Raw genomic sequence first — 12,396 nt, 5'->3', positions numbered from 1 at the left:
ATGCCGGTATTCCGGGACCAGCTAAGCCGAAGGGTTGAACTTTCCGGAATCCCTAAGCGGATCATATCCATTGTCCCTTCTCAAACAGAATTGCTTTTTTACCTTGGCTTAAACGTTGAGGTGATAGGCATTACTAAATTTTGTATCCATCCGGCAGATAGGTTTAATTCAACAACGAAAGTAGGAGGGACTAAACAGCTTGATGTCGAAAAAATCCGATTGCTGAACCCGGATTTGATTATCGCCAATAAAGAGGAGAACGACCGTTTTCAGGTAGAAGAGTTAATGAATATATGCCCGGTTTGGATCAGTGATATTTTTGATCTGGAATCGGCTTTGCAAATGATTGTTTGCATTGGTGATATGATAGGTAAGCCCGGGCAGGCAAACGTGCTTTGCACGGAAATTAATGGTCGTTTTAAGGGTATTAAGCTTCCTGTAACAGGGCTGAGAGTTGCCTATCTCATCTGGCGTAAACCCTATATGCTTTCCGGCAGGGGAACTTTCATTGATAGTATGCTGCAAACATGTGGACTAAACAATGTAACAGAGGGGGAGCGTTACCCGGAGATTGATACAGATGCTTTAGTCGCGGCTAATCCGGATCTTGTTTTTCTATCATCAGAGCCATATCCATTCGCTAAAAAACATATAGAGGAGTTTAGGGCGCTTTTACCAAATGCAAAGATAGTTTTGGTAGATGGTGAAATGTTTTCATGGTATGGCAGCAGGCTTTTATACGCACCGGCATACTTCAAACGGCTGATAAATGGGCTTGTGAAAAATTAATTCCTACTAAATGAGCATGATAGCAAAAAAATGAAAATTATGTTTTTAAGTATAATTTTAAACGCTATCTTTGCAGCCTGTTAAATCAGAAACGCGGAAGTGGCGTAATTGGTAGCCGCACCAGACTTAGGATCTGGCGCTTCACGGCGTGGGGGTTCGAGTCCCTTCTTCCGCACAAAAAGATAAAAGCCTTCAAAGTCATTGATTTTGAAGGCTTTTTTGGTTCGATAAATAGGCTATTAATCTACTTCCTCTTTTAAGTATTTGTATTTTAGTGATTTAGCAGTTCGAGTCCAGACATCAATCCAACTGCTGAAAGTTCAAAAAATCTTTGTTATATATGCTAATTCATTGCCTGGCTGACCTAAAAATCGCATTATATTCTATGGCCTTATAAACAAAGTTTTTCGGCCTTAAAAACAAAACATCTGAATAGGCTACCTTCTAATTTTGCATTCATAAATTTCAATTAAAATGGAACAAAATAATTTTAATGGAGCTTTGCAAAAACCGGTAGGTTCAGGCTTCAACGCAGCATCCACGACATCTGACGTTATAAAGGGAGTGGATATTAATGGAAAAATTGCTATTGTCACAGGCGGCGACGGAGGTCTTGGCCTGGAAATCACCAAAACGTTGTCTAAGGCAGGTGCGACAGTAATTGTACCTGCCAGGGATATTGAAAAAGCAAAATTAAATCTTCAAGGAATTGCCAATGTAGAAGTGGAGCCGATGAACCTAACGGAACCTGCCTCTATTACTTCGTTTGCTGAAAAATTCCTGGCATCAGATAGGCAATTGCATATGTTAATCAATAATGCGGGCATCATGTGGACACCTTTACAACGTGACAGCCGAGGTTATGAGGCACAGTTTTCTACTAACCACTTAGGACATTTTCAACTGACAGCAAAACTTTGGGAAGCCCTTAAGAAGACAGAAGGAGCAAGGGTCGTGACGGTTTCCTCTTCGGCACACCATTATTCTCCTGTACTTTTTGATGATGTTAATTATCATACGAGAGAATACAACAAATTTGAGGCCTACGGCCAGTCTAAAACAGCTAACGTGTTATTTACCGTAGAATTCGATAAAAAGGCACGTCCGTTCGGTGTCCGCGCTTATTCACTGCATCCAGGTCTAATATTGGATACCAATTTGGGCAGGCACCTAACCTTTGAAGATTTTATTACTTTGGGTGCTGTAAATGCTAACGGTACACCCAATGAAGAAGCCCAGGCAGCGATGCAGAAAATGTCTAAGACTAAAGAGCAAGGCGCCGCCACAACAGTATGGGCCGCAACAAGTCCGCAATTGCAAAATATAGGCGGTGTTTATCTGCAAGATGTCGAAGTTGCCAGTTACAATCCCGATGCCTACGATAGTAACGCAGGGAAGCGCAACCCTGGCGGGACATTCGGTGTGGCCCCATTTGCCCTGGAGCCGAATGCGGCACAAAGGCTTTGGGTTTTGAGCGAGGAACTTACTGATACAAAATTTGATGTTCAATAAACAAAACAAATAGGGCCCAAGCTGTTGGGCTTTATTTGCTTATTTTTGTATAATGGCAATACGGCAAATAAATAATTATGCAGAGATTGTATTTACCTGCAGTGAAGCGGTTCACCAAAATAGTGAACTGGTTGCTGAGGAGCATTCTGTAGTCCGGGTATTGTCAGGCAAATTGAAAGTTATTGAATCTAATAAAGCTTATTTTTTTGAGGCTGGGGAAACTTTTTTATTTCCTAAGAACCGGTTAGCCCGGCTCATTAAAACGGGAAAAGACGATTTGCCCTACAGAGCGATTATTGTAAAGCTAACCCAAGATGTGCTGAAAGCATTTTACGAGCATAAAAAAAATGAAGTCTTTACGGTATTTAAAACTGATGCCATAATTCCTTTATCTAAAGGGCCGTTACTGGACAGTTTTTTTGCTTCAATGCTTCCTTATTTTGATCTGGAATATAAATTACCGCGCGAACTTTCGGCGTTGAAAATACAGGAAGCGATAGCCATATTGCGATCTATAAATGACAGCATGGACCATATTTTATCCGATTTTTCAGAGCCGCATAAAATTAACCTTGTCGAGTTTATGGAACGTAACTATATGTTTAACATGCCCATAGAAAAATTCGGTTATCTGACAGGACGAAGTTTAACAACCTTTAAGCGTGATTTTAAGAAAGTGTATGGTACAACGCCTCAGAAATGGCTCACGCAAAAAAGGCTTGAACTCGCCCGATACCAATTGGCTGAAAAGAATCGCAAACCTTCTGAAATTTATTTGGAAACGGGTTTTGAAAACCTCTCGCACTTTTCATATGCCTTTAAAAAACAATTTGGTTTTACGCCAAGTGAATTGTCAAAAGCTAAATAAATTGAAACAACTGTTCTTAGGACACTTTGTGTTATTAAAAGTTCTTAAACGGCAGATAACCCGCATAGGATAGCCAAATCCTTTAAAAAATGGTTCGAATTCTGTACCGTTAGGTGCACCATATAGGAACTTTGTCTAAGTTCTGAAAGGGGTCACTTTAAAAGAGTGGCCCTTTTTAATTCTAAAAAGCCGCTATTTTTCGATTTCCAAACTGCTCTACAGCTTCAATTGGTATCACGAAAACTCAAAATGTTCGATAACTGGAATATCGCTAATTGAGTTGATGAACAGATCCATTTTAACTGAAGGCCCGTGAAGCTGCCATGTTAAAAGCATATAGTCGCCATCTTTCACTCTCTTAATCATCCTGAATTTCAGTTTGTGAGCTGTCATCATATCTTCGCACAACATGATACCATTTGCCGAGACCGGGGATTTAATATAAAATGTTTTGGATTGGTTATAATAATCTATTTTCTTTTGAAAGAAAGGAAGTACGGAAAGTATAAACAGGATCATTATACTGGCGAACCCGGCAGCTAAGTAATAACCGGCCCCAATACCCATGCCTACTGCCGCAACGGCCCAGATGGTAGCTGCGGTAGTGATGCCATTAACCCGGTTTTCGCCTCTGAAAATAACGCCGGCACCAAGGAACCCAATCCCCGTAACCACATTTGAAGCGATCCTGTCTGCATTATCGGGCGCTCCAATAGCTGTTGACATAAGGGTGAAAAAACAGGCGCCAAAAGATATCATGATGGTAGTACGGAAGCCGGCCGCTTTACCATGGTATTCTCTTTCGGCGCCTACAAGTCCGCCCCACAACAGGGCCAGTAAAAACCTGACCAGGATTTCTATATCGAAAGCCATAAATTCAATTTCATTTGATTATAACCGAATATATGATTTTTATAGATACTTGAACCTGCCGGGTTTCATCATTTATGTAGCGGGAGTGCCCGGTTTTCAGAGATAGATTGCTGTCATCTGCTGTAATGATAATTGCCGGGGCCCACAGTGAATTTTTTGTAATTATTTCCTGAAAAATCGGGAACAAAAATATCAGCTGTTGTATTTTGCGGAACAGTTACCATCATATCTAATTTCTTATCCGTGATTTGCCATTTACTATAGATGGTTCCGTACGGGCAGTCGTATTTTCCTTCGGCCCATGATAGCCCACCGCCAATTACCGGTTTGATTGTTATTTTTTTATAGGCTGGTGCTGCAGGCGTAATACCTGTAATATAGCGATACATCCAATCGCCGATAGCCCCGTAAGCGTAATGATTATAAGAATTCATAGATGACTCTTCAAAACTGCCGTCGGTCCTGATACCATCCCATCTTTCCCAAATAGTAGTAGCCCCCTGTTTAATTGGGTATAGCCAGGAAGGATAAGTATCCTGCAATAATAACTTGTACGCCACGTCGGCGTAACCGAACCTGGTCAGGGCATCACAAAGATAAGGAGTGCCTAAAAAACCCGTTGTCAGGTGATCCCGGTATAGCCCGATGTTTTTAACAAGGCGCGCTGCAGCCTGCTGCCTCAAGTTTACCGGCAGCATATCAAATTCCAAAGCTAATACGTATGCTGTTTGGGTATCTGATGAGATCAGGCCATTAGCGGTAACATATTCGTTTACAAAGGCCCGTTTTATTTTGAGCAATAACTTTGAATAATATTGCTCGTCGGTTGTTTTGTTTAAAACTTTGGCGCTGTTGATCAGTATTTGGGTTGAATATGCATAGAAGCATTGTGCGATAAGATATTTATTGGTTATCGCAGATGTACCATCCCTGTCGTTATTCACACTATAAAACAACCAGTCGCCAAAATGATTACCCGTTACCCATAAATTGTTCCTGGTTTGCTTTTGGATATAATTAACCCAGGCTTTCATGCTTTGAAACTGGTTTTCTAAAATCTTTTTGTCTCCATATGCAAAATACATATTCCATGGGATGATGGTTGCCACGTCTCCCCATCCTGAACTGCCGCCCACCTCATTTGTGCCATTTGTAAACACATCCGGAACCACAAAAGGGATACTACCGCCTGGATACTGATCGGCAGCTACATCCCTGAGCCATTTGGTAAAGAAATTGTGAACATCCATATTAAATGCTGCGGTACGTGAAAATACCTGCGCGTCTCCTGTCCAACCCAAGCGTTCGTCGCGTTGCGGGCAATCTGTTGGTACATCAAGAAAGTTACCTTTCTGTCCCCATTGGATATTGTGTTGCAATTGATTAAGTAAGGGGTTGGAGCATAAAAAGCTTCCGGTAGCTTTCATATCCGAATATACAGCTACAGCGGTAAAGTCATCTGGATTTAATGTGCCTTTTATACCGCTAACCTTAATGTACCTGAAACCCTGCCAGCTAAATTGCGGCTCAAAGGTACGTTTTACGGTATCTTTTAATATATAAGTGTTTTCGGCCTTTGCCGCCCGTAAATTCTCTGTATAAAATTCGCCTGCTTTATCCAGTACTTCTGCGTGAGCAATTTTAATTGAGTCTCCCGGATGGCCTTTCAGTGTAACTTTTACCCAGCCCACCAGATTTTGACCAAAATCAATCACCTTTGCACCGCGTGGCGTAGTTATGACCTTTATTGGCTTAAATGTTTCATGTTGCTTAACTGGTTCGTTATATGTAGCAATAAGGGTGTTTTTAGCGTATGGCATTATGATTACAGGATGCCAGTCATGGTCATCAAAAGCGGGCTTTGCCCATCCTGATTTTTCTAACCTCGTATCAATAATGCTACCGTTGTAGATCTCGGCAAATTGTAAAGCTCCTGTAGATGATCTCCAGCTTTGATCTGACGATATGATTTTCTCTGAGCCATCGGTAAAGATGATCCTCATCTCCATTAAAACCGCTGTTTTATCGCCATAAGAATTAGCCCTGGGTGTATATGGGCCCAGCGGGCTGCGATACCAACCGCTGCCAAGTGTAATACCCATGGCATTTTCTCCCTGGGCTAACAGAGTTGTAACGTCATAGGCCTGATATTGTAACCTTTTATTATAACTTGTCCATCCTGGTGTAAGGAAGCTGTCGCCTACTTTATGCCCGTTTAGTTGTGCTTCATAAAAGCCATGCGAAGTTATATAAGCTGTGGCCTCCCGTATTTTTTTGTTTAATGAAAAATTAGTCCTCAACAAAGGAGCGGGAGCGTTAACTGTATCAATTAAGGCAGGCCTAATCCATTGGGCATGCCAGTCAGAAGCCGATAGCAGGCCCATTTTCCAAAATGCCTGATCACTCCAAACTGAACGTAATCCGTTGGTATCCCAAATCCTTACCCGCCAAAAATATTTATGGCATGATAGCAGTGTTTTGCCGCGATAAGGTATATACACTGATTGATTTGATGTTATTTTTCCGCTCGACCATAAAGGAGTTGCATTATTTTCGCTGAACGAGGCTGAGTCTACTTGTATTTCATAAGCTTGTTGGCCGACGGGTCTGTTATCTTTTTCTGCAAGTTGCCAGCTAAAGCGCGGATTGTGTGCATCAATACAAATTGGGTTTTTCAGGTTTTCGGTCAAGAGGTTTTTTAAAGCCACTTGTGCCGAGGTAGTGAGCCATGAAAATATAAAACATCCAATAAGAAATGGTGCTCTCATAATTTAATGTGTAGGGTAGCCGGTAAATTGGTTTATAAAAATAAAGCAGGATGGTTTCATTACCATCCTGCTCTGTCTTTTGAATACTTATTATATCTTCGAGAAGATCGTTGTGCCGGGTTTTAGAATAATGTTTACTTTCCCTTAAGTTGCACCATCACTTTTATAGTTTGGAAAATTATACTTAAGTCGTTATTAAAGTTGACGTTTTTTAAATATATAAGATCATAACGAACCCGGTGACGCATCTCCTGAACATTTTCGGCATATCCATAATTTACCTGCCCTATAGAAGTGAGGCCGGGTTTAAGTTTTAATAATTTTTTGTAATTGGGCGATTCTTCTATGAGTTGTTCAATAAAATACTGTCGCTCTGGTCTGGGACCAACGATAGACATGTCGCCCTTTAAAACATTCCAAAACTGGGGTAATTCATCCAGCCTGGATTTGCGTAAAAATACACCCCATTTCGTAATTCGGGGATCTTTATCTTTTGACAGCATCGGCACGGCTTGCTCTGAATTTACGTACATGCTCCTGAACTTATACATTCTGAAAGGTTTATGATTTCTGCCAATTCTTTCCTGGCGATAAAAAACCGGACCTTTTGAAGTTAATTTAGTTATTATAGCTAACGCAATAAACACAGGGAGCCCCGGGATCATTACCAAAAGGGAAAACAGAATGTCAAAACAGCGCTTGAAGAGAATAATCTTCAGGCTGAGCTCAATAGAAGAGGAGAGCTGTATTACAGGAAGATTTTCATAATTGACGATACTGGCATAGCTGTTATCAAGTACAAGGTCCGAAACCAGTTTAATTTTAATGGAATGCTGGTCGCCCAGGTCAACCAGTTTATTCAATAAAAGCTGATCCATAAATTTGTAGCATATAAATGCTTCATCTGGTCTGGCTTCAAGGATTTTGTCAAATAGTATTTCATGGGGCAGGCTTTCAATCATTTCTTCGGGTATGGTGGTAATAAAATTATACCCGTACTCCGGATGCCTTGAAAATGATTTTTTTACCCGGTTAACGATATCAGCATTACCAATTATGATAACATGTTTAATATTATAACCTTTTTTACGAATATAATCGAGTGTGAAAAAGATTAGAGAGCGCTGAACAACTATGAAGATAAAAAACAAAAGATATGTGCAAAACATCACCATTCTGCTTATCTCATAAAGCTTAAAGAAATAAACAATCCCCAGAACCATTACCAGGTGGTACACCATAGAGGACATGAATTTGCTTAAATTGTCACTTAATATCAGGGGCCTCTTTATGATATAGTTTTTAGTTACCGAAGCAATGGTAATCCAGGTTAAGTTAACTAATAGTAAAAAATCAGTTGACTGTATTTCTGACGAATAGAACGTAAATATAAACAGGTGAGCACATTGCAGCGCAATATTTAATAAGATTAAATCACAAAAAAACGTGAATGGCTGAAGTAGTTTAGAGTAGCGCATTTGCGATCAGGGTTAAGTTGTGCAAATATAACAATTTTACTAAAACGAATCGTTTTTAAATAAAACCAATGTTTGTTAAACTTAATTACGGGGTATTCATCAAGAACGCTACAGTGAGAAATTAATTATTTAAAATAAAATTCACCAGGTATAATTTTATAAAACTAATATAAAATTAACCTGATGATTATATTAAGATAATGAAATATTTAAATGAAAGAGTTTCTTGTAGCGAAAATCAGGTTGTGATTAAAAAAAGGGACGCACATGAGTTAAGTAAAAAACTCCTTCACCCAATTATTTATATAGTACTCATCCAATTCATTGAAAAGGGGAGTATTAGGCGGAGGTAATTTCTGAAGTTCTGTTTTAAAAGAGCGTTTTTCATCCTGGTTTAAATCGTCGCAAACAATTATGTATGATGGATTATAAAACACGGCTTGTTTTATGTAAGGATTGGTAGTTATCAAAATAGCCCCGGATGCCAGTACTTCAAAGGTACGCATGGTTAAACCTGTTTGGCCGGTACGTTGTATGTCTAAAACGCTTTTTGACGATTTGAAGATGTCGGCTACAGTTTCCCTTGAAATCTTTTTAAAACTAACCTCGGATGTGCTTATGTTTTTATGGTCTTTTTTCAATATTTTTTCCAGGAAAAAGAACCATTTAGCAGGTGAATAAAAAAACACAAAGGTGTTATCAATTTTGCTAAAAAAACTTTTTACTATTTTATACCGGGCCGAATGCAATGTCCCTATAAAGGATATGGTATATTTTTTATAGGGATTAGTTGAGCGATTTAAAAACTCGTCGGTAAAAAAAAGATGCTTTAATTTGAATATTGGGTTTAATTTCACATCCTCAAAATCAAAGCTGTAGCAACGGTCAAAATGTTCAAGTATAAAAAGCGAATTTTGGTTGTTGTTGTTAAATGAATCGTACGTATAGTAAATAAGTTTTGCCCCGGGGTTTAGTTGTTTAAATGCTTTAATAAACCAAATTGGTACTACCTCACCCTTTATCAGTAGAAAATGGGTGTATTGCTTTTGCCTTATATTGTTTAAAATTTTATTGTAATATTTATTAATTGCAGAGCTAAGCAAACTTTTCTTAACCCTGAAAATTGCTTTTAGGAATGAATTATTTGAGGTTCGTTCATCAAAAAAATCAACATTATAGCCATTTTTTTCTATAGCGTTACAAATAGAAACTTCGTAGCCAAAAAAAGCTGGGGAGATAAATAAAACGGACTTTTCTTTCATTACTGTTACTTAAATAATCCCTTCTCTTTCATTTCGGTTATTGATTCGGCATACTTATCTTCTTTTATACTTTGTAAATTGACCCATTGAGCAAATTTTGCGATTCCGGCCGTAAAACTAACTTTAGGTTTAAAACCAAGTTTTGACGATATTTTACTGATATCGGCAAAGTTGTGCCTGATATCCCCGAGACGATAATTTCCTGAAATTTTGAATGGGACTTCTTTTTGGTAATTAGTAAATAGCTCGTTCACAACGGTAAGCACATCTGTTGCAACCCCTGTGCCCACGTTAAATACGTTATTATCTGCAGCCTCCTGTTCAATTCCTAATATAGTTGCATCAACAACATCGTCAATGAACACAAAATCACGTGACTCTTTACCGTCTTCAAAAATATTGATCTCTTTTTCGTTTTTTATCAGTGTAGAAAAAATTGACAGGATACCTGTGTACGGATTGGAAAGTGATTGCCCCGGGCCATATACATTTTGATACCGGAGCGCTACTGGTGCTATTCCGATGGTTGGGCATACTGTCATCACCATTTGCTCCTGATTTTGCTTGGTTATGCCGTAAACCGACGAGGGATGGATTTTTGAGTCTTCGTCGGTTGCAACTAATTTTAATGGGGATGTGGCTCCAGGGAATTTGACCTCAAAATCGCCGGCGGTCATATCCGCTTCACTACGATGGGATGGGTAAACATCTCCCAATTCGTCACTTTTATATTTGCCTTCGCCATAAATTGATCTTGACGATGCTATTACAACTTTACGCACATTATGTGTACTGTTGGTCAATATGTCAAGTAATATTGCGGTACCACCAATGTTAATATTTACATATTGCTCTATCTGGTACATTGATTGCCCTGTGCCTGTTTCGGCTGCAAGATGTACTATTACTTCCTGCCCTTCAATTGCCCGTAAAAGGTCTGCCCGCGAGGTTACGCTACCTTGTATGAAATTTACCTTGTTTTGTATTGATTGAAACAATGGAGAAGTAACATGTGGGTTGTCTCCGTGTATCTGTTTTGATAAGTTATCGAGGATAGTGACGCTATGCCCCTTTTCAATTAATCTTAATGCTAAATTTGAACCGATAAACCCGGCACCTCCCGTTATTAATATTTGTTTTTTCATTTCTTTTGTAGTACTTATATAAAATCGCCGTTTGAATTTGTTTTTTGCCATTGACGGCTTATTTCGTTATATCTTTTAACAATACGTGCAGGAGCACCAATAATCACACAGTACGCCGGAAAAACCCCTCTTACCACAGAATTGGACCCTACAATACATTGTTTGCCTAATACAGTGCCCGCCTGAATCACCGCGCCATAGCCAATAAAACAGTTTTCTCCAATGCTTGTAGTTTTAACCTTGTATTCCTGGTTTAAAATATGAGCGCCAATTTCCTGGTAATTATGATCCATGTTGGTAATGAATACGTTGCCCGATATGGTTGTATGTGTTCCAATTTCTAATTGTTCATTTGAACTTATCAAATGGAAATTCTGTCCTACGGAAACATCGTCTTTAATGAGGATGCTGCCGCCATTGTGCGTTTCAAACCGTCCACCTGGAAATATCCTTACTTTATTACCAATAATTATTCTTTTTCCCCCAAATATGAATAGCGGGTTACCCACATATGATAACAATCCAACTTTCTTTACTTGCAGCCTAACTAAAAGTGTTGTTAAAAGCCATTTAATTTTATAGATCATTGCGCCTTTGAAATTTCTGATTATAGATATCAATGTAAAACTGATGCGTTTCGTTGAAACATTTTTCCCAGCTAAAGTTTTTGCTTTGAATAAAGCCTTTGCTGATCATGGCTTCGCGGACTTCACTTTGGTTTAGCAAACAGATCTTTTCAATAATTGCGGAAGAAGAAATTTCTGAAATCATCATAACAGCATCTCCCCCAACTTCAGGAATAGATGAAAGGTTATTTGAAATTACTGGGCATCCAGCGCGCATGGCCTCAACTACGGGAAATCCAAATCCTTCATATATGGATGGGTATATTAATGCAAAAGCGTGGTTGTATAAAATATTTAATTCGTTGTTGTTTAACCCATCTAATTTTATGAACCGGCCGCTAACATTTGTGTTTAAATACTCACGTTCCTGTTCAGTTAGCTTTCCCCCGCCCACAATTACAAGTTTAAGATCATCCTGCAGCTTAAGGGTTTCGGCAACTATATCAAATTTTTTATACCCATCCCTTTTACCTACAAAAAGTATAAACCTGTCATCAAGGTTAACGCTATCCTTAAATACCTCACCAGTTAATTTAGGGATGGGAGAAAAATCTTCATTAACGCCATGATATATAACTTTTATTTTATGCTGAGGAATTTGAGGGAAATACAACATCAAATCCCTCTTTGTATTTTCTGATATACAGATAATTCCGTCGGCATTCCTTATCCCAAGGGCAGTTAACCAAATATGAACCAACTTTCTGGGAAACCTGGATGCTAACCCCTTTTTATGAGTAAAATCATGAATAGTAAAGATATTTACCACATTTTTTTGCAAACAAGTGCGATAATAGCTTCCATGATAAAGGGATTTAGCTGGCAATCGCTTTGTTAAAGGTAAATATCGGCTGATTGATGGTGGCAATAAATCTTCTATAATAAATTTAACATCCGTGCCCGTTGTTTGGACTTGCTGATGCAATTTTTGCTGTTCACTTTGAACAATGATATTAATACCCTGCAGTTTAACAAACCGTTTTTGAAGTTCATTCCAATAGGTTGAAGCCCCCCCGAACTTTTGAATATTGAAAACTATGTTATCTAAAAAAATCTGAAAACCCATTATGCGGCC

General features: G+C 38.9%; 10 protein-coding genes and 1 tRNA gene. 4 read left to right on the top strand and 7 right to left on the bottom strand.

The features are described 5' to 3' along the window. From FHW88_RS17875 to FHW88_RS17860, 4 genes are all read left to right on the top strand, one after another. Entirely contained in the window at window positions 1-789 is a 789-nt protein-coding gene (locus tag FHW88_RS17875) for an ABC transporter substrate-binding protein (RefSeq protein ID WP_176627354.1), read from the top strand. 93 nt (window positions 790-882) lie between these two features. After that, window positions 883-964: transfer RNA gene (locus FHW88_RS17870), tRNA-Leu, on the top strand. Window positions 965-1,263: 299 nt separating this feature from the next. Next, window positions 1,264-2,301 carry an SDR family NAD(P)-dependent oxidoreductase gene (locus tag FHW88_RS17865; protein WP_090527336.1) on the top strand — a complete coding sequence of 346 codons (1,038 nt, stop codon included), beginning with the start codon at window positions 1,264-1,266 and terminating at the stop codon, window positions 2,299-2,301. Window positions 2,302-2,353: 52 nt separating this feature from the next. Beyond that, entirely contained in the window at window positions 2,354-3,169 is an 816-nt protein-coding gene (locus FHW88_RS17860) for a helix-turn-helix domain-containing protein (RefSeq protein ID WP_176627352.1), read from the top strand. Window positions 3,170-3,403: 234 nt separating this feature from the next. On the opposite strand, the gene FHW88_RS17855 is transcribed toward FHW88_RS17860, so the two are convergent. The 7 genes from FHW88_RS17855 to FHW88_RS17825 all read right to left on the bottom strand — a co-directional run bounded on the left by FHW88_RS17855 (window position 3,404) and on the right by FHW88_RS17825 (window position 12,387). Beyond that, the gene (locus FHW88_RS17855) at window positions 3,404-4,042 is read right to left on the bottom strand and encodes an MgtC/SapB family protein (protein WP_176627350.1); all 639 of its coding nucleotides are present in this window, start codon (window positions 4,040-4,042) and stop codon (window positions 3,404-3,406) included. 113 nt (window positions 4,043-4,155) lie between these two features. Next, window positions 4,156-6,810, bottom strand: coding sequence for a glycoside hydrolase family 78 protein (locus FHW88_RS17850; protein WP_176627334.1), 2,655 nt, complete (start codon window positions 6,808-6,810; stop codon window positions 4,156-4,158). A gap of 134 nt (window positions 6,811-6,944) precedes the next feature. Beyond that, window positions 6,945-8,288 carry a sugar transferase gene (locus tag FHW88_RS17845; RefSeq protein ID WP_176627332.1) on the bottom strand — a complete coding sequence of 448 codons (1,344 nt, stop codon included), beginning with the start codon at window positions 8,286-8,288 and terminating at the stop codon, window positions 6,945-6,947. 272 nt (window positions 8,289-8,560) lie between these two features. Further along, window positions 8,561-9,550 (bottom strand): hypothetical protein, encoded by a 990-nt coding sequence (locus FHW88_RS17840; RefSeq protein WP_090527353.1) that lies wholly within the window; start codon window positions 9,548-9,550, stop codon window positions 8,561-8,563. Between the two features lie 5 nt (window positions 9,551-9,555). Further along, window positions 9,556-10,695: an NAD-dependent epimerase/dehydratase family protein gene (locus tag FHW88_RS17835; protein ID WP_176627330.1), complete on the bottom strand. Its 1,140-nt coding sequence runs from the start codon at window positions 10,693-10,695 to the stop codon at window positions 9,556-9,558. 14 nt (window positions 10,696-10,709) lie between these two features. Then, entirely contained in the window at window positions 10,710-11,282 is a 573-nt protein-coding gene (locus FHW88_RS17830; protein WP_090527359.1) for an acyltransferase, read from the bottom strand. Then, complete coding sequence (locus FHW88_RS17825) at window positions 11,272-12,387, bottom strand: glycosyltransferase family 4 protein (RefSeq protein ID WP_176627328.1); 1,116 nt, start codon at window positions 12,385-12,387, stop codon at window positions 11,272-11,274. The genes FHW88_RS17830 and FHW88_RS17825 overlap by 11 nt, the downstream gene beginning before the upstream one ends. Between the last annotated feature and the right edge of the window lie 9 nt (window positions 12,388-12,396).

Source organism: Mucilaginibacter sp. SG538B (assembly GCF_013376065.1).
Taxonomy (GTDB): Bacteria; Bacteroidota; Bacteroidia; order Sphingobacteriales; family Sphingobacteriaceae; genus Mucilaginibacter; species Mucilaginibacter rubeus.
The sequence above is the reverse complement of the archived record's forward strand: the minus strand, read 5'-3'. Positions and strand labels throughout refer to the sequence as shown.

Bases quoted from the DNA above. Each gene is read 5' to 3' on its own strand.
- FHW88_RS17845 (WP_176627332.1), bottom strand. From the start codon at position 8,288: ATGCGCTACTCTAAACTACTTCAGCCATTCACGTTTTTTTGTGATTTA.
- FHW88_RS17835 (WP_176627330.1), bottom strand. From the start codon at position 10,695: ATGAAAAAACAAATATTAATAACGGGAGGTGCCGGGTTTATCGGTTCA.
- FHW88_RS17875 (WP_176627354.1), top strand. From the start codon at position 1: ATGCCGGTATTCCGGGACCAGCTAAGCCGAAGGGTTGAACTTTCCGGA.
- FHW88_RS17860 (WP_176627352.1), top strand. From the start codon at position 2,354: ATGGCAATACGGCAAATAAATAATTATGCAGAGATTGTATTTACCTGC.
- FHW88_RS17855 (WP_176627350.1), bottom strand. From the start codon at position 4,042: ATGGCTTTCGATATAGAAATCCTGGTCAGGTTTTTACTGGCCCTGTTG.
- FHW88_RS17865 (WP_090527336.1), top strand. From the start codon at position 1,264: ATGGAACAAAATAATTTTAATGGAGCTTTGCAAAAACCGGTAGGTTCA.
- FHW88_RS17850 (WP_176627334.1), bottom strand. From the start codon at position 6,810: ATGAGAGCACCATTTCTTATTGGATGTTTTATATTTTCATGGCTCACT.
- FHW88_RS17830 (WP_090527359.1), bottom strand. From the start codon at position 11,282: ATGATCTATAAAATTAAATGGCTTTTAACAACACTTTTAGTTAGGCTG.
- FHW88_RS17840 (WP_090527353.1), bottom strand. From the start codon at position 9,550: ATGAAAGAAAAGTCCGTTTTATTTATCTCCCCAGCTTTTTTTGGCTAC.
- FHW88_RS17825 (WP_176627328.1), bottom strand. From the start codon at position 12,387: ATGGGTTTTCAGATTTTTTTAGATAACATAGTTTTCAATATTCAAAAG.